The organism is Nonomuraea maheshkhaliensis (assembly GCF_039529435.1).
Lineage (GTDB): Bacteria > Actinomycetota > Actinomycetes > Streptosporangiales > Streptosporangiaceae > Nonomuraea > Nonomuraea maheshkhaliensis.
On record NZ_BAAAMU010000007.1, the window covers coordinates 111,347 to 126,979 of the forward strand.

Consider the following 15,633-nt stretch of genomic DNA (forward strand, 5'->3'; position numbering starts at 1 on the left):
GAGCGGCCGATCCGCTGCAGCACCGCGAGCACGGATGACGTCCAGGACGGGAGCTTGATCGTGCTCACCCCCACGCGTGTGCGTCGATCCGTTCGGGTCGCGGGGGATGAACGGTTACTACCCGGAAGTGGATCTCCAGGAAACGCGCCGGGTCAGGTTTCGCCGGAGTCGAGGTCGGGTTCGGGCTCGCGGCCCGGCGTCATGATGTCGAGCCTGCGAATCAGGAACGTGAACACGACGTAGTACACGACGCCGTAGATCACCCCCAGGACGAGGATGCCCGCCAGGTTCTGGGTGTTCGACTTGCCGGCGTTCAGGAGCAGGTCCAGCAGCCCGGCGGAGAAGCCGAAGCCGAGCTGGCCGCCGATGAGCGTGGTCAGGGCCATCGCCAGGCCGGTGAGGATCGCGTGGACGACCAGCAGCAGCGGCGCGACGAAGATGAAGGCGAACTCGATCGGCTCGGTGATCCCCGTGACGAACGACGCCAGCGCCGCCGACAGCATGATGCCGCCCACCGTGGCCCGCCGGTGCTTGGGCGCCGCCCGCCACATGGCCAGGGCGGCGGCCGGCAGCGCGAACATCATGACCGGGAAGAATCCGGCCATGAACTGGCCCGAGGTCGGGTCGCCGCCGAAGTAGCAGTTCCAGTCGCCGCCCAGCACCCGGCCGTTCACCTCGCACTGCGGCACCACGTACCAGACCACGGAGTTGACGAAGTGGTGCAGGCCGAGGGGGATGAGCAGGCGGTTGACCAGGCCGTAGATGCCGGTGCCGATCGGGCCGATGGCCGCCAGGGCCTCGCCGGCGTGGCGGATCCACTCGCCGATCACCGGCCAGAGCCAGCCGAAGCCCACGCCGATGAGCAGCGCCACGATGGAGGTGATGATGGGTACGAAGCGTCGCCCGCCGAAGAACGCCAGCCAGGACGGCAGCTTGATACGGTGGAAGCGCTGCCACAGCAGGGCGGCGACCAGGCCGATGACGATGCCGCCGAGGACCTTGGTGGGGTTCTGCATCCCGTAGTTGATGATCTCCTTGACGCCCTGGGGCTGGGCCTCCCTGAGCAGGACGGTGTCCCTGATGTCGGAGCCGAAGAACATCACCTTCGTCACCCGGTCGAAGACCAGGTAGCCGACCACGGCGGCGAGCGCGGTGGAGCCGTCGGCCTTGCGGGCGAAGCCGATCGCCACGCCCACGGCGAACAGCAGCGGCAGGTTCTCGAACAGGGCCGCCCCGGCCGCCTCCAGCACCTCGGCCACCTGGTTCATCCAGGACAGCCCGGCCACGTCCGCGAGACCGCCCGGCGCGGCGCCGTTGGAGCCGAGCATGTCGGGCTGGCCGAAGCGCTGGAGCAGGGCGGAGGCGGGCAGGGCGGCGATGGGCAGCATGAGGGAGCGGCCCAGCCGCTGGAGCACGGACATCACGCGAGCGAACGGCGAAGGCCGGGCGGCGGCGCTGGTCTCGTTCACCGGGCGTTCCTCCGAGGCGTGTTGGAGCCGGTCTCGGGGCCGGAGCTCAAGGGGGAAGGAAGGCTGACTCCAGGGGGTGCCTCCGGCTCCAGGAGCGGCGGGGTGGGGTCGCCTCAGGAGCCGGAGCGGTCAGCCTCGTCGTGAAGGCATCTCCAGCATGGTACGCAGCTGGTAGCGGTCCGCGCGGTACGTGGACACCCCCAGCTCCGCGCACACGCCGCCGGAGAACGACCGGCGCTGCAGCAGCAGCACGGCCCCGCCGCGGGGAAGTTTGAGCAGGTCGGCGTCGCTCGGGTCGGCGATGCCGCCGTCGATGGTGAGCTCGCCCGCGTCCATGACGAGCCCGTACCTGCTCTCCAGCAGCTCGTACAGCGATCTGTCGGAAAGGTTGTGCTCGGCCAGGTCGGGGGCGAGTTTGACCGGGATGTGGGCCCGTTCGATGGACAGCGGCTCGCCGTCGGCGGTGCGGAGCCGTTCGATGAAGTGGACCTCCTCGCCCGGCTGGATCCCCAGCTCCTTGGCCAGGTGGGCGCTGGCGCGCACGACGCGGCGGTCGAGGTCGCGCGAGCCCGGGATCATGCCTCTGGCCCGCATGTCGTCGGTGAACGACGTGAGCTGCAGGGCCAGCTCGATCTTCGGCCGGGCGACGAACGTCCCCTTGCCGGGCACGCGGTGCAGGCGTCCCTCGGACACGAGGTGGTCGACGGCCTGCCGTACGGTCATCCTGGACAGGCCGAAGCGCTGGCACAGCTCGCGCTCGGACGGGATGGCCGCGCCGATGCTGAGCTCGTCACTGTCGATGAGGTCCAGCAGGATCTCGCGAAGCTGGAAGTACTTGGGCACCGGGCTGTCCGGATCGATGTGCGCCACGGATCCTCCCCTCGTCACTACCTGGGCAATGGGCTATGGTTCGTACTGGTCTAGTCCGGACTAGACCACATGTCGCGAAAGACGGTCAAGTCAGATCCGTAATGAGTTGAGGGATAGCCCGAGATGACCACGAAGATGCGCAGCGAGATCGCCGAGCAGCCGACCGCGCTGCGGGCCACACTGGACTCCCTGCTTCCCAAGATCGACGAGATCAGCGGTATCGGCGAGCGTACCCGCCAGCTGCTGTTCATCGCCCGCGGCACCTCGGACAACGCCGCCGTGTACGGGCGCTACCTGGTGGAATCGCACGCCGGCCGCCTGTCGGCGCTGGCCGCGCCGTCGATCGCGACCACGTACAAGCGCAAGCTCGACCTGGACGGGGTGCTGGCGGTCGCGATCTCGCAGTCCGGGCGGACCGAGGAGATCGTCGAGACGCTGGCCTGGGCCAAGGAGTGCGGGGCCGGCACCGTCGCGGTGACCAACGGGGGCGAGGACAGCCCGCTGGCCCGCGCGGCCGACGTCGCGCTGTGCACGGTGGCGGGCGAGGAGAAGGCCGTCCCGGCGACGAAGACGTACACGACGGCGCTGGCGGCGCTGGCCGTGCTGGCCATCGGCCTGGGCGCGGACGTGGACGTGAACGAGCTGCAGCGGGTGCCCGAGGCGGTCGAGAAGCTGATTGCCGAGCCCGGCGACCTGGAGGCCGTGGTCGAGGGGCTGCTCGACAAGCCGGGCGTGGTCGTCTCGGGGCGCGGGCTGGCGTTCTCGACCGCGCTGGAGACCGCGCTGAAGCTCAAGGAGGCCTGCTACCTGCACGCCATGGGCCTGTCGTACGCCGACCTGCTGCACGGCCCGATCGCCGTCGTGGACGCCGACACGCCCGCGCTGCTGGTGGCGGCCGAGAACAGCCCGACGCTGCAGGGCACCGTCGCTCTGGCCGAGCGGGTGGTGGCGGCCGGTGCGGCGGCGTACACGATCGGCGGCGGCACCGCGCTCGCCCAGGCCGGCACGGCCGCGCTGAACGGCCCCGAGCTGCCCGAATGGCTGGCCCCCATGGGTCTGATCGTGCCCGGCCAGCTGCTCACCGAGGCCCTGGCGCGCCGGCTCGGCATCGACCCCGACGCGCCGCGCGGGTTGAACAAGGTCACCCAGACCGACTGATCTAGCCTGGTCAGAGTGTCAATCCGAGGGAGGGCCTGATGGCGGCCGACGCGAACGCGATCATCGCCGCGCTGGGCGGCGCCGACAACATCATCGAGATAGAGCCCTGCATCACCCGCCTGCGTACGGAGGTGCACGACGCGTCCAAGATCGACCAGGCGGCGCTCAGAGCGGCCGGCGTGCATGGCGTGATGGCCACGGGGAACGTGGTCCAGGTCGTCGTCGGACCGGAGGCGGACACGATCGCCAGCGACATCGAGGACATCATCGGCTAAAGGGCGAGACCATGACGACTGTTCTCGCCCCGGTTGAGGGGGCAGCTGTGGGTTTGGCCGCTGTGCCCGATCCGGTCTTCTCGGCGGGCATGGTCGGTCCGGGAACGGCGATCGATCCGTTGCGGGGGCCTGGCCAGGCCGTGGCCCCCATAGCGGGAAAAATCATGAAACTGCATCCGCACGCGTACGTCATCGTGGGGGACGACGGCCGGGGCGTGCTGGTGCACCTGGGCATCGACACGGTCCAGCTCAAGGGGGAGGGGTTCCGGCTGCTGGCCGCCGAGGGCGACCGGGTCGGCGCCGGGCAGCCGGTGGTGGCCTGGGACCCCGCCGCCATCGAGGCCGGCGGGCGTTCGCCCGTCTGCCCGATCGTCGCGCTCGACGCGCTCTCCGGAGCCCTGACCGGGTTCGCGGAGGGCGCGGTGCACGTGGGCGACGAGCTGTTCCGGTGGGAATAGGGAACGTCCTCATCAGCTTGGGCGCGGCGCCGGTCGCGTGAGGAAGGACGCCGGTCGCGGGCAAGTACGCGAAGGGTTACCGGCAGGACCCGCCACAATAGGCAGTACCGCCAGGTTTCGCCCCGGACCGGGCGGCATCGGCAGACGGAGGTCCGGCTGGTCTGGACCGGTAGCGAAGGAGGAACGACGACAATGGGTGAACGCAAGGTCACCGTGGCGGCGGAAGTGGGGCTGCACGCCCGTCCCGCGGCGACGTTCGTCCAGCGGGCGAAGCTGGCCCCTATGGACATCACGGTGACGAAGTCCCACGGCGGCGACTCGGTCAACGGCAAGAGCATTCTCGCGATCATGGCCCTGGACGTCAGGCAGGGCGAGACCGTGGTGATCTCCGCCGAAGGCGAGGGCTCGGAGGAGATCCTCGACGAGCTGGCCGCGATAGCCAGTACGCCATGAACCTGCGGGGGGTGGGGGTCAGCCCGGGAATCGGGCACGGCCCCTCTTATGTGCTCACCGTCTCCGTGCCCGAACCCCCCGAGGGCGCCACGTACACCGGTGAGGCGGAGCAGGAGAAGGAGCGCGCGATGGCCGCGCTCACCCAGGTCGCGGGCGAGCTGGAGGCCCGCGGCAACCAGGCGGGCGGCAAGGCCGAGGAGATACTCAAGGCCCAGGCGCTGATGGCCGAGGACCCCGGCGTGGTCGTGAAGGTGCGATCGCTGATCGACCGCGGCCTGGCCGCCCCCAGGGCGGTCTTCGAGGCGTTCTCGAAATATCGGGACGTGCTCGCGGGGTCCGGCGGCTACCTGGGCGAGCGGGCCGCCGACCTGGGCGACATCAGGGACCGGGTGATCGCGCTGCTCTACGGGCAGGCCATGCCGGGGCTGCCGCTGGCGCCCGAGCGGCCGTACGTGCTGGTCGCCAGGGATCTGGCCCCGGCTGACACGGCGCTGCTGTCCAGGGACGACGTGGCCGCGTTCGTCACCGAGGAGGGCGGCCCCACCAGCCACACCGCGATCATGGCCAGGGCGATCGGCGTGCCCGCCGTCGTGGGCTGCCCGGGCGCGACCGGCATCGCGGCGGGCGTCGAGGTGATGGTGGACGGCACCTCCGGCGAGGTGCGGGTCGCGCCCGCCGATTCCGACGTGGCCGACGCGGTCGACGCCGCGGCGGCCCGGCGGTCCGCGCTCGCCTCTTGGAACGGTCCAGGAACGACCTCCGACGGTCATCAGGTGCCGCTGCTGGCGAACGTGGGCGGCCCGGCCGAGCTGGACGCCGCCGTGGCCGCGGGAGCCGAGGGCATCGGGCTGTTCAGGACCGAGTTCCTCTACCTCGACCGCTCCGACCCGCCGTCCGAGGAGGAGCAGCGGCGGGCCTACCGGGCGGCGCTGGAGGCGTTCCCCCGGGAGAAGGTGGTCGTGCGCACGCTCGACGTCGGCGCGGACAAGCCGCTGGCCTTCCTGCCCGCGCCCGCGGAGCCGAACCCGGCGCTGGGTGAGCGCGGGCTGCGCAGGTTCATGAAGTCGCCGGGGATGATGGACGTGCAGCTCGCCGCGCTGGCCGCGGCGGCGGCCGAGGCCGGCGGCGCGGGGCTGCGGGTGATGGCGCCGATGGTGGCCACCGCCGAGGAGGCCACCTGGTTCACCAGGGAGTGCGCCGACCACGGGCTCTCGGACGTCGGCGTCATGATCGAGGTCCCGGCCGCCGCGCTGCGGGCCGCGGACCTGATCGCCATGGTCGACTTCGTCTCGATCGGGACCAACGATCTGAGCCAGTACGCCTTCGCCGCCGACCGCCGGCTTGGGGCCGTGAGCGCGCTGCACGACCCCTGGCAGCCGGGGCTGCTCGACCTGGTGGCCATGACCGCCGACGCCGCCGCGCGGGCGGGCAAGCCGTGCGGGGTCTGCGGGGAGTCGGCCGCCGATCCGGCGCTGGCCTGCGTGCTCGTGGGGCTGGGGGTCTCGTCGTTGTCGATGGCGCCGTCGGCGCTGGCCGGCGTACGTGCTGGGCTGGCCGCGCACTCGCTGGAGCAGTGCCGTGCGGCGGCGCGGGAGGCGCGGGCGCAACCGTCGGCGTCGGACGCGCGCACGGCGGCCCTGGTCCACCTGCCGGGCCTCGCCGGTCTGGGGTTGTAGCCCGGACGCACGGGCGGGCGTGGGCCCGGGTGGGTCGTCGGATGGATACCTTTGGAGGCATGCTTCGACGGATCGGTACGACAGGGCTCCTGGTGATCGCGCTCACTGCGTGCGGCGGTGGCGGCGGTTCCGCGGGGACGGATCCGACCGGAGGCAGGGCCGCCCCGCCCGCCCGGATGGCGCAGAGCACGCCGCCGGCGACCCCGGCCCAGCGCACGCCCGGGGCGCCCAGCCCGGTCCAGCGCGCCCTGTCGGGGATGAGCGTCGAGGAGAAGGTCGGCCAGCTCTTCATGCCGGTCCTGTACGGCACCACGGCCGCCACGGTCTCCGGCGAGAACCAGGCCCGCTACGCCGCCGGCACCCCGGCCAAGGTGGTCGCGAAATACCACCTGGGCGGGGTGATCCTCTTCCCGCAGAACGTGAAGAGCGTCGGCCAGGTCGTCGGCCTCACCAACGGCCTGCAGCGCGGCTCCAAGAAGGTCCCGCTGCTGATCGGCACCGACCAGGAGAACGGCCTGGTGTCCAGGATGTCCGCGCTCATGACGGACTTCCCCGGCGCCTCCCAGATCGGCGCGACCAAGGACACCGGCCTGGCGCGGGCCGTGGCCAAGGCGACGGGGGAGGAGCTGCGCGCGCTCGGCGTCAACCTCGACTTCGCCCCGGTCGCCGACGTGAACGTCAACCCGCGCAACCCCGTCATCGGCCGCCGCGCCTACGGCGACGACCCGCAGCGGGTGGCCAAGATGGTGAGCGCGGCGGTCAAGGGCTTCGCCGACGCGAAGATCGCGGCGACCGCCAAACACTTCCCCGGCCACGGTGACACCTCCGTCGACAGTCACACGGGGCTGCCGGTGATCAAGCACACGAAGGCGGAGTGGGAGCGGATCGACGCGCCGCCGTTCAAGGCCGCCATCGCGGCGGGCGTGGACGCCGTGATGAGCGCCCACATCGTCTTTCCCAAGCTGGATCCGTCCGGCGACCCCGCGACGCTGTCCAAGCCGATCCTGACCGGCCTGCTGCGAGAGAAGCTCGGCTTCAAGGGCGTGATCTCCACCGACGCGCTCAACATGGCGGGGGCGCGCAAGAAGTACGACGACGGGGAGATCGCGGTGCGGGCCGTGCTGGCCGGGGCCGACCTGCTGCTCATGCCGAACGATCTGCCGAAGGCGTACAAGGCCGTGCTGGCGGCGGTGAAGTCGGGGCGGATCTCGCGCGAGCGCCTCGACCAGTCGGTCACCAGGCTGCTGACGCTCAAGCAGAACAGGGGACTGCTGGCCGGGGCGCCGGTGGCGTCGGCGGAGCGGGCGGCCGGCGTGCTCCGCTCGGCCGCCCACCGCAAGCTGGCCGCCCGCGCCGGAGGCTAGCGCCGCGACGCGCCTGCTCACGGTGGCGGCGGCGTTCGAGGTGACGTCCGTAGGCGGCGTCCGCAGGCGGCGTCCGAGGTGGGCGTCAGTGCGAGCCGTGCAGCCCGCTGGCGATGAACATGCCGGCGAGCATGGCGAACAGGAACGCCTGCAGGAACTGGACGAGCAGCTCGAAGGCCGTCATCACGATCGCCATCAGCACGCCGAGGACGCCGAGCCCCGCGCCGAGCGGGGTGAGCCGTTCGAACAGGAACCAGAAGCCCACCGAGCTGAAGAAGGCCACGATGATGTGGCCGGCGAACATGTTCGCGAACAGCCGGACGAAGTGGGTGAACAGCGAGGTGAGGAACACCTCGGCGAGGATCATCGGCGCGTAGAGCGCGTACGCCCAGCCGGGCAGCCCCGGCAGGTGCACGATGCCGCGCAGATAGCCGCGCACGCCGTGGTGGCGGACGCCGAGGTAGAGCTTGATGCCGTACACGCTGATCGCCAGCACCGCGGGGAAGGCGATGTGGGCGGCCACGGGGAACTGGACGAGCGGGACGACGCCCATCAGGTTCCAGACGAGCACCGTGAGGAAGACCGTCAGGAGCAGGCCCATCCAGCGGTCGGCGTCCTTGCCCAGGCTGGGCCGGGCGATCTGGTCACGGACGAAGACGTAGGCGTACTCGCCGAGGCTCTGCCAGCCGCGCGGCACGACCTTCGGCTTGGCGAACGCGGCCCAGCACACGGCCATGACGATGACCGAGCTGAGCAGGGCGATCAGGACGGGTTTGGTGAACCACTCGGGGCCTCCGGGAATGATCGGCGCGAACTGGAAGAGGTCGAGCCCGGGGGCGGTCCACTGGTCAGGGGAGGTGATCAGGATCGTCGTCCGCACGGCGGTCCCTTCTGATGAGCGATGAACGCTGGAGGGTCACCCTAGCCGGACAAATAGGACGTCCTTTTTATGGGGTTAAATCCGGAATTCAATGGCGTACCCGGCGGTATGACTCGTTTCCGCGACGCTTTACCCTAGAACGATGGTTACCGGTGTGCTCATCGACTGGGGCGGAGTGCTGACCACCAGCCTCTCCGACTCCATCGCGCGCTGGATCGTGGCGGACAGGATCGACCGCGACCACTACTACGCCGTGATGCGCGAGCTGATCGATCACGCCTACAAGGGCGGCGACGGCGAGAACGTCGTGCACGCGCTCGAACGCGGTGAGCTCGACGCGTCCTTCTTCGAGCGCGACCTGGCCGCCCGCCTGGTGACCCTCGACGGCGTGCCGCCGGTGGCCGAAGGGCTGCTGGAGCGGATGTTCGCCGGCTTCGAACGGGTGGACGCCATGCACGACATGCTGCGCGACGTCCGCAGGAACGGCGTCAGGACCTGCCTGCTGTCCAACTCCTGGTCGCACACCTACCCCAGGGACGACTGGGACGAGCTCTTCGACGAGATCGTGATCTCCGGCGAGGTCGGCATGCGCAAGCCGGAGGAACGCATCTTCCGCCACGCGCTGAGCCGGATCGGGCTGGCCGGCGAGGAGTGCGTGTTCATCGACGACATCGAGGCCAACATCGTCGCCGCTCGCGCGCTGGGCATCAACGGCATCCATCACCGCGACGCGGACACGACCATCGCGGAGCTTGAGGGCGTCCTGCGTCTCACCCTGCGCGAAAGAGACCGGAAGTAGTCCCGTCCGCACGCTCGTGACCAGGCGCAATGAGTAAGGTTGCGATCTGGTGAGGCAGCTTCCCCGTGGTTTGGAAAGGTTCTTCATGCGCGTCTATCTGCCGTGCACTCTCGTGGCCCTGGCCGCGGCGGTCGAGGCGGGAGAGCTCGGCCCGGCCCCGCTGACCGGCTACGCGGTGACCCCCGCGCTGACCGAGTGGTACGCCTCGGGCGACACCGAGGAGCTCGAATACGTCGCGCTCACCGAGGCGGCCCGCGCCTCCCTGCGGATGCTGGCCGCCGACCGCGCCGACGGCGTCGCGGCCCCGCCCAAGCGGGTGGTGGTCGCGGCCGAGGTGCCCGATCGCGCCGCGAGCGCCGGCGCCGACCTGGAGGAGCGGGCCAGGGTACGCCTCGCCGAGCCGATCCCGCTGGCCAAGGTGGCCGCGGTGCACATCGACGACGACTACGCCGCGGCCGACATCGAGGCCGCCATCGCCGCCCTGCCCGCCGCCGACGCGGGTGACGACGACGCGCGCTTCACCGTGGACGGCGCCGAGGCCCACGAGCTGATGTGGTACGCGACCCAGGAGATTCCCGACCTGCTGCGTTCGTAACGGTGAGGTCACGCCGGGCGAGCTTCCTGACCACGCCGCGTCAAGCCTCGCTAAGGTCCGGACGGGAAGATTGTTATCTGGTCAAAGGAGTCGGTTCCACGTGTTGCGTCGATTTGCGGTGATTGCTGTAGGAGCGGTGACGTTGCTGGCAGGTTCGCCCGCGCACGCCCAGTCCGCGAAGCCGTACGACCACAAGGACCCCTACAAGAGCGGCTGCGGCACGTCCGCGCGGGTGGTCAAGTCGGCCAAGATCACCAGCCGGGTGAACGGGGAGGTCGGGACGATCAAGCTCATGTGGTCGGGCCGCTGCAAGACCAACTGGATCGAGGTCAAGACCGGCACCAGCATGACCGGCACGATCCACGTGTACACCAAGGACGGGCGCCACGACGCGTTCCGGTTCAACCGCGGCAACGCCGGCCGCCACTGGGGCAACATGCTCTGGGCGAACAACATGTGCGCCTGGGGCAGCGTCTCCGTCCAGTGGAACGGCGGTCGCGGCGGCCAGAACGGCTCCGGCACCACCCCCAAGGCCTGCAAGTAGGTCCGCGCCGGGGGCGGTGGCCACATGGCCCGCGCCCCCGGTTCACCGGAATGTCATACCCGCCGTCTACGCTTGGCGGGAAATGACGAAACACATCATCTGGGATTGGAACGGCACCCTTTTCCACGACATCGACGCCGTGGTCGGTGCCACCAACGAGGTCTTCAAGCCGTACACGCTGCCCCCGCTGACCGCCGACGGATTCCGCGCGGTCTACACCCGCCCCATCTGGCTCGCCTACGAGCGCATGCTCGGCCGCCCCCTCGACGAGGGCGAATGGGAGCTGCTCGACACCGGGTTCCACGACCACTACTTCCGGCTGGCCGACGTCTGCGGCCTGGCCGTGGGCGCCGAGGCGGCGCTGGCCGGCTGGACGGGCACCCAGTCGCTCTGCTCGATGGCGCCCCACGCCCACCTGGTGCCCAAGGTCGACTCGTTCGGCATCACCGGGCACTTCACCAGGGTCGACGGCCTCACCGGCGCCACCGGCGGCGAGAAGGCCGCCCACATGACCGCCCACATCGCGGCCATCGGCGTCGACCCGGCGGAGATCCTGGTGATCGGCGACAGTGTGGACGACGGGCTCGCCGCCCAGCACGTCGGCGCCCGGGCGGTGCTCTACACCGGCGGCATGACGCCGAGGGCCGAGCTGGAGCGCATGGGGCTGCCGGTGGTCGACACCCTGGCCGAGGCCATGGACTATGCCTGATCGTGGTTGAATTCCTGAGGCGGGAGCCCTGAGAGCGGCGACGGCCGTACCCTTGCAGGGATTACTCAGGAGGCAGCCATCAACCGCCTTGTGCTGTGGAACGTCGACCTGACCCTCGTCGACGTGGCCATCGTGACCAGGGACGCCTATGCCGAGGCGTTCCGATTCGTGACCGGGCGCCCGCTGGTCAAGCTCGTCCCCCCGATGGGCAGGCCCGACTCCGAGATCGTCTTCGAGACGCTCGCCGTCAACGGCATCGTGGCTGAAGACGGTCATCTGCCCCAGTTCCTGGCCGCCCTGGCCACCGCGTTCGCCGACCGGCGCGGGCGGCTGGCCAAGGAGGGGCGGATGATGCCGGGGGCCAAGGACGCGCTGAAGTCCGTCTCGCGGCTCGACGGCGTGGTCCAGACCGTGCTGACCGGCACGATCAAGAGCAACGCCGTGCACAAGCTGAAGGCGTTCGGGCTCGACAAGCACATCGACTTCGATCTCGGCGGCTACGGCGAGGAGGTCTATCCCAAGGCGACGCTGCTGCAGGTCGCGCAGTCGCGGGCCAAGCAGCGCTACGGCACGCCGTTCACCCCGGCCAACACCGTGGTGATCGGCGACTCCACGCGCGACGTGCAGGCCGCCAAGATCGGCGGGGCGGCGATGATCGGGGTCGCCTCCGGGCGGTCGATGGCGGCCGAGCTGCGCGAGGCGGGGGCCGACGTGGTGCTGCCCGACCTGTCCAACGCCTCCGAGGTGGTGGCCGCGGTTGCGGGCCTGACCTCACCGCTGGACCGCAAGGCAGGCTGAACGAGCGCGGTCACGGGCCGCCGCAACCCGTCGCCGGCCCTCGCCGCCGGCCGCTGGTCAGCCGACGGCCTTGCCGAGGGCCTTGAGGAAGCGGGCCGCGATCGGGGCCGCGACGGCCGAGCCGGCCCCGCCGCCCTCCACGATGACCGAGAACGCCAGATCCCCCCGGTACCCGATGAACCACGAGTGCGCGGGCGGCTCCTCGCCCGAGCCGTACTCCGCCGTCCCCGTCTTGCCCGCCGTTCCGGCCGGGAAGCTGACCCCGTGCGCGGTCCCGTCGGTGACGACGGCGGGCATGAGCGCGCGCAGCGCCGTCACCACCCCCTTCTCCAGCGGGCGCGGGTTGTCGGGCTGCCGGTCGGGGATGTGCTCGGCGGTGACCAGCCGGGGCGGCACGTACGCGCCCGAGGCGATGGCGGCGGCGACCGAGGCCATGTTCAGGGGGCTCGCCAGCACCCTGCCCTGCCCGATCGCGGCCGAGGCCAGGTCGGTGTCGTCCTTGGGGTCGGGGAACTCGGCCCGCACGGCCGGCACCCCCGGGGTGATCGCGGAGCCGAAGCCGAAGCTCCTGGCCACCTCGGCCAGCCGCCCGCCGTTCAGCCGGGCCACGCTCATCTCCCCGAACGTGGTGTTGCAGGAGTGCGCGAACGCGTTCTGGAACGACAGCGTGCCGAAGTCCTCGAAGCCCGCGTTGTGGAACGGGAAGCCGCCGATGTTCTTCTCGGCCGGGCACGACACCCGCCGGTCCGGCTCCACACCGTCGGCCACCAGCGCTGAGGCCGTCACGACCTTGAACGTCGAGCCCGGCGGATACTTGCCGAGCAGCGCCCGGTTGAACCCGCCCGGCGCGTTGACCACGGCCAGGATCTCCCCGGTCGAGGCCCGCAGCGCCACCAGGGAGACCGGTTTGTCCACGCCCTTGACCGCCTGGGCCCCCGCCCGGTGCACCTTCAGGTCGATGGTGGTCTGGATCGGCCGGTAGCCGCCGGGCTCGACGACGTTCTTGACCAGCCGGTCGCCCTGGTAGAGGGCGATCCCGGAGTGGATCGGCGACTCGAAGCGGTCGGGGAAGGTCTGCTTCATGCCCTCGACGAGCTGCTGCACCGAGCCGGGGGCGTCCGCGCCGCCCACGTCGGTGCCGTCGGCGGCCAGGACCCGTACGGGATCGGCCCGGCGCGTCGTCACCCGCAGCGAGAGGCCCTTCTTCAGCAGCGGGTGGAGCGCGGCGGGCGTCCAGGCCACCTTCCACGTGCCGCCGCGCTCGACCAGCCGCAGCTCGCCGTCGTAGTCCCAGTCGAGCGGCCCGGCCAGCTTCGCGTGGAACGAGACCTTCCCGTCGGGGGAGCTCTCGGAGGCGAAGACCCCCGTGGGGCGGGGACGCGTGAAGCTCGCCTGGGTGAGCTTGAGGTCGGCGCGGAAGCGGCGGTGCCAGGTCTCGAAGTCGGCCGGCGGGTCCGTGACGAGCTCGCGCATCGCCGCGTAGTCCTGGCCGGTCCAGGCGGCGAGGTAACGGTCGGCCGTCTGCTCGGGCGTGCCCTCCGTACGCAGCGCCCAGACCACGCCGCCGGCCGCGAGCAGCGGGATCAGCACCCCCGCCACGATCCACGGCCATCTCCTGCGGCGCCGCACCGGCCGTTCCGGCCGCAGGTGGGCGTAGTTTGTCCCCATTTGTGGTGCCATGACGCAGAGGACATCAGAGATGCGACATAGGTGTCCAATACTGATATGAGGGTCACATAGATATAAAGCTGGATATAGTGGCTGGTCATGGACCTGGTCCGGCACCTTCGCTACTTCATCGCGGTGGCGGAGGAACTCCACTTCGGCAACGCGGCCATCCGGCTCGGCATGGCCCAGCCGCCGCTCAGCCAGCGCGTCAAACGCCTGGAGGAGGAGCTCGGCGTCCGGCTCTTCGACCGCTCGGCCCGCCAGGTCCGGCTCACCGAGGCGGGCCGGCTGCTGCTCGGCGAGGCCCGCGAGATCGTCTCCAGGGTGGAGCGGCTGCACGAGCTGGCCCGGCAGGGCGAGGGCGCCGTGCTCAAGGTCGGCGTGCCGCCCGACCTGGCCGCCACCGTGCTCGCCGCCCTGGTCGCGGGCTTCCGAGAGACCAGCCCCGACGTCCGCCTCGCGCCCGCCGAGATCTGGACCGCCGACCAGGTGACCGCCCTGGCCGAGGGCACGATCGACGTCGGCCTCGTCCGCCACCCGGTCAGCGCGCCTGGCCTGCGCTTCGGGCAGCTGCTGGTGCAGGCCCACGGCGTGCTGCTGGCCGCGACCGACCCGCTTGCCGGCGTCGGCGAGGTGCACCTGGCCGACCTGGCCGGGCGCGAGCTGCTGATGCCGCCCAAGGAGGGCGAGCCCGGCTGGCACGCCGAGGTGCTGGCGGAATGCCGCCGCCAGGGGTTCGTCCCCCAGCAGGTGCACGAGGGCGCCGGGCTCGGGCTGGTGCTGGCGGGGGCGGCGGTGGCGTTCGGGCCGCGGATGGAGCTGCCGGGGCTGGCCTGGCGGCCGCTGCTAGGCTCGCCGATCGCGAGCCGGGTCTCCACCGCCTGGCGCGCGGTGACGGCCGCGACCGCCGACTTCTCGGCCATGGCCGTACGGACGTTGAAGGAGAGCGCCGGGATGACGGACGAGGGCGCCGCGACCGCGCGGCGGGTCAGCCGCAGGCCGGGGATGCTGGCATGAGCGCGGCGGGTCAGCCGCAGGCCGGGGATGCCGGCATGAGCGCGCCCGACTTCGAGAGCCTGTTCCGCACGGCCGGCGTCACCGGCTGGTTGCACGCGGCCGACATCGACACCGGGCGCGAGATCGGGCTCGGCTCCGACGATCCGCTGCCCATGGCCTCGATGTTCAAGGTGCCGTTGCTGGTGGCGCTGTGCAGGCAGGCCGACGCCGGCCTGCTCGACCTGGCCGAACGGGTCACGGTGCCGCCGTCCGGCCGCTCGCCCGGGCCCACGGGCATCTCGGCGATGCTCGACGAGGTGACGATCTCGCTGCGCGACCTGGCGTACCTGATGATCGCGGTGAGCGACAACACCTCGGCCGACACGCTGCTCGCCCGGGTCGGACACGACGCGATCAACGCCATGCTGGACTTGTTCGGGCTGGACGGGACGCGCGTCGTGCAGGGCGCGGGCGAGAGCGTCGACAGCCTGGGCCGTGACACCGGCCACGGGTGGCCGTTCGTGGATCCCGACGACATAGAGCGGCTGAGCGCGCTGGATCCGGCCCGCTCCAACCGCAGCACCCCACGGGAGATGGCCCGGCTGTTCGGCATGATCTGGCGGGACGAGGCCGCCTCCGCCGCCTCGTGCGCCTGGATGCGGGCCGTGCTCAACGCCCAGGTGTGGCCGCACCGGCTGGCCTCGGGATTCCCGTACGACGACGTGGCCGTCAGCGGCAAGACCGGCACTCTGCCGACCCTGCGCTGCGAGTCGGGCGTCGTCGACTACCCCGACGGCGGCCGGTACGCCGTGTCCGTCTTCACCCGCTCGTTCAGCACCGCGCTCAACCAGCCGCGAGCCGACGCGGTGATCGGAACCTCGGCGCGTATGGCGGTGGACCACCTACGGAGGTAGCAAGTTA

Annotated in this window: 17 protein-coding genes; 13 read left to right on the forward strand and 4 right to left on the reverse strand. The window is 71.2% G+C overall.

The window, feature by feature from the left end; genetic code table 11:
* Positions 1-152 precede the first annotated feature (152 nt).
* Complete coding sequence (locus tag ABFX54_RS07360; RefSeq protein ID WP_346102542.1) at positions 153-1,469, reverse strand: PTS transporter subunit EIIC; 1,317 nt, start codon at positions 1,467-1,469, stop codon at positions 153-155.
* 129 nt (positions 1,470-1,598) lie between these two features.
* The gene (locus tag ABFX54_RS07365; RefSeq protein WP_346102544.1) at positions 1,599-2,339 is read right to left on the reverse strand and encodes a GntR family transcriptional regulator; all 741 of its coding nucleotides are present in this window, start codon (positions 2,337-2,339) and stop codon (positions 1,599-1,601) included.
* Positions 2,340-2,462: 123 nt separating this feature from the next.
* Between ABFX54_RS07365 and ABFX54_RS07370 the strand changes: the two genes are divergently transcribed.
* The 6 genes from ABFX54_RS07370 to nagZ all read left to right on the forward strand — a co-directional run bounded on the left by ABFX54_RS07370 (position 2,463) and on the right by nagZ (position 7,723).
* Positions 2,463-3,497 carry an SIS domain-containing protein gene (locus tag ABFX54_RS07370; RefSeq protein ID WP_346102546.1) on the forward strand — a complete coding sequence of 345 codons (1,035 nt, stop codon included), beginning with the start codon at positions 2,463-2,465 and terminating at the stop codon, positions 3,495-3,497.
* 38 nt (positions 3,498-3,535) lie between these two features.
* Entirely contained in the window at positions 3,536-3,772 is a 237-nt protein-coding gene (locus ABFX54_RS07375; RefSeq protein WP_326630334.1) for a PTS sugar transporter subunit IIB, read from the forward strand.
* A gap of 11 nt (positions 3,773-3,783) precedes the next feature.
* Positions 3,784-4,230 carry a PTS sugar transporter subunit IIA gene (locus ABFX54_RS07380; RefSeq protein ID WP_106236692.1) on the forward strand — a complete coding sequence of 149 codons (447 nt, stop codon included), beginning with the start codon at positions 3,784-3,786 and terminating at the stop codon, positions 4,228-4,230.
* A gap of 192 nt (positions 4,231-4,422) precedes the next feature.
* Complete coding sequence (locus ABFX54_RS07385) at positions 4,423-4,683, forward strand: HPr family phosphocarrier protein (RefSeq protein ID WP_346102549.1); 261 nt, start codon at positions 4,423-4,425, stop codon at positions 4,681-4,683.
* Positions 4,680-6,359, forward strand: a complete 1,680-nt coding sequence (gene ptsP / locus ABFX54_RS07390) for a phosphoenolpyruvate--protein phosphotransferase (protein WP_346102551.1) — start codon at positions 4,680-4,682, stop codon at positions 6,357-6,359. Before ABFX54_RS07385 ends, ptsP begins: the two co-directional genes overlap by 4 nt.
* Before the next feature lie 59 nt (positions 6,360-6,418).
* Positions 6,419-7,723: a beta-N-acetylhexosaminidase gene (nagZ, locus tag ABFX54_RS07395; protein WP_346102553.1), complete on the forward strand. Its 1,305-nt coding sequence runs from the start codon at positions 6,419-6,421 to the stop codon at positions 7,721-7,723.
* Positions 7,724-7,808: 85 nt separating this feature from the next.
* Here nagZ and ABFX54_RS07400 read toward each other — a convergent pair whose 3' ends face one another.
* Positions 7,809-8,603, reverse strand: a complete 795-nt coding sequence (locus tag ABFX54_RS07400; RefSeq protein ID WP_346102554.1) for a F0F1 ATP synthase subunit A — start codon at positions 8,601-8,603, stop codon at positions 7,809-7,811.
* Between the two features lie 142 nt (positions 8,604-8,745).
* Between ABFX54_RS07400 and ABFX54_RS07405 the strand changes: the two genes are divergently transcribed.
* The 5 genes from ABFX54_RS07405 to ABFX54_RS07425 all read left to right on the forward strand — a co-directional run bounded on the left by ABFX54_RS07405 (position 8,746) and on the right by ABFX54_RS07425 (position 12,048).
* A complete protein-coding gene (locus ABFX54_RS07405) occupies positions 8,746-9,402 on the forward strand; it encodes an HAD family hydrolase (protein ID WP_346102556.1) in 657 nt (218 codons plus the stop codon).
* Positions 9,403-9,487: 85 nt separating this feature from the next.
* Positions 9,488-9,997: a DUF6912 family protein gene (locus ABFX54_RS07410; protein WP_346102558.1), complete on the forward strand. Its 510-nt coding sequence runs from the start codon at positions 9,488-9,490 to the stop codon at positions 9,995-9,997.
* A gap of 136 nt (positions 9,998-10,133) precedes the next feature.
* Positions 10,134-10,541: a DUF2690 domain-containing protein gene (locus ABFX54_RS07415; protein ID WP_346102560.1), complete on the forward strand. Its 408-nt coding sequence runs from the start codon at positions 10,134-10,136 to the stop codon at positions 10,539-10,541.
* An 82-nt stretch (positions 10,542-10,623) separates the two neighbouring features.
* Positions 10,624-11,250 carry an HAD family hydrolase gene (locus tag ABFX54_RS07420; protein ID WP_346102562.1) on the forward strand — a complete coding sequence of 209 codons (627 nt, stop codon included), beginning with the start codon at positions 10,624-10,626 and terminating at the stop codon, positions 11,248-11,250.
* A 90-nt stretch (positions 11,251-11,340) separates the two neighbouring features.
* Positions 11,341-12,048 carry an HAD family hydrolase gene (locus ABFX54_RS07425; protein WP_346102564.1) on the forward strand — a complete coding sequence of 236 codons (708 nt, stop codon included), beginning with the start codon at positions 11,341-11,343 and terminating at the stop codon, positions 12,046-12,048.
* Positions 12,049-12,105: 57 nt separating this feature from the next.
* Here ABFX54_RS07425 and ABFX54_RS07430 read toward each other — a convergent pair whose 3' ends face one another.
* Positions 12,106-13,716: a penicillin-binding transpeptidase domain-containing protein gene (locus ABFX54_RS07430; protein ID WP_346102565.1), complete on the reverse strand. Its 1,611-nt coding sequence runs from the start codon at positions 13,714-13,716 to the stop codon at positions 12,106-12,108.
* Between the two features lie 99 nt (positions 13,717-13,815).
* Here ABFX54_RS07430 and ABFX54_RS07435 point away from each other — a divergent pair, with 99 nt between their 5' ends.
* Both ABFX54_RS07435 and ABFX54_RS07440 read left to right on the forward strand, forming a co-directional pair.
* The gene (locus ABFX54_RS07435; protein WP_346102567.1) at positions 13,816-14,733 is read left to right on the forward strand and encodes a LysR family transcriptional regulator; all 918 of its coding nucleotides are present in this window, start codon (positions 13,816-13,818) and stop codon (positions 14,731-14,733) included.
* Complete coding sequence (locus tag ABFX54_RS07440) at positions 14,730-15,626, forward strand: serine hydrolase (RefSeq protein ID WP_346102569.1); 897 nt, start codon at positions 14,730-14,732, stop codon at positions 15,624-15,626. Before ABFX54_RS07435 ends, ABFX54_RS07440 begins: the two co-directional genes overlap by 4 nt.
* Positions 15,627-15,633 lie beyond the last annotated feature (7 nt).

Coding starts and splice junctions, on each gene's coding strand:
- ABFX54_RS07435 (WP_346102567.1), top strand. CDS start 13,816: ATGGACCTGGTCCGGCACCTTCGCTACTTCATCGCGGTGGCGGAGGAA.
- ABFX54_RS07375 (WP_326630334.1), top strand. CDS start 3,536: ATGGCGGCCGACGCGAACGCGATCATCGCCGCGCTGGGCGGCGCCGAC.
- ABFX54_RS07385 (WP_346102549.1), top strand. CDS start 4,423: ATGGGTGAACGCAAGGTCACCGTGGCGGCGGAAGTGGGGCTGCACGCC.
- ABFX54_RS07410 (WP_346102558.1), top strand. CDS start 9,488: ATGCGCGTCTATCTGCCGTGCACTCTCGTGGCCCTGGCCGCGGCGGTC.
- nagZ (WP_346102553.1), top strand. CDS start 6,419: ATGCTTCGACGGATCGGTACGACAGGGCTCCTGGTGATCGCGCTCACT.
- ABFX54_RS07430 (WP_346102565.1), bottom strand. CDS start 13,716: ATGGGGACAAACTACGCCCACCTGCGGCCGGAACGGCCGGTGCGGCGC.
- ABFX54_RS07420 (WP_346102562.1), top strand. CDS start 10,624: ATGACGAAACACATCATCTGGGATTGGAACGGCACCCTTTTCCACGAC.
- ptsP (WP_346102551.1), top strand. CDS start 4,680: ATGAACCTGCGGGGGGTGGGGGTCAGCCCGGGAATCGGGCACGGCCCC.
- ABFX54_RS07405 (WP_346102556.1), top strand. CDS start 8,746: ATGGTTACCGGTGTGCTCATCGACTGGGGCGGAGTGCTGACCACCAGC.
- ABFX54_RS07370 (WP_346102546.1), top strand. CDS start 2,463: ATGACCACGAAGATGCGCAGCGAGATCGCCGAGCAGCCGACCGCGCTG.
- ABFX54_RS07440 (WP_346102569.1), top strand. CDS start 14,730: ATGAGCGCGGCGGGTCAGCCGCAGGCCGGGGATGCCGGCATGAGCGCG.
- ABFX54_RS07380 (WP_106236692.1), top strand. CDS start 3,784: ATGACGACTGTTCTCGCCCCGGTTGAGGGGGCAGCTGTGGGTTTGGCC.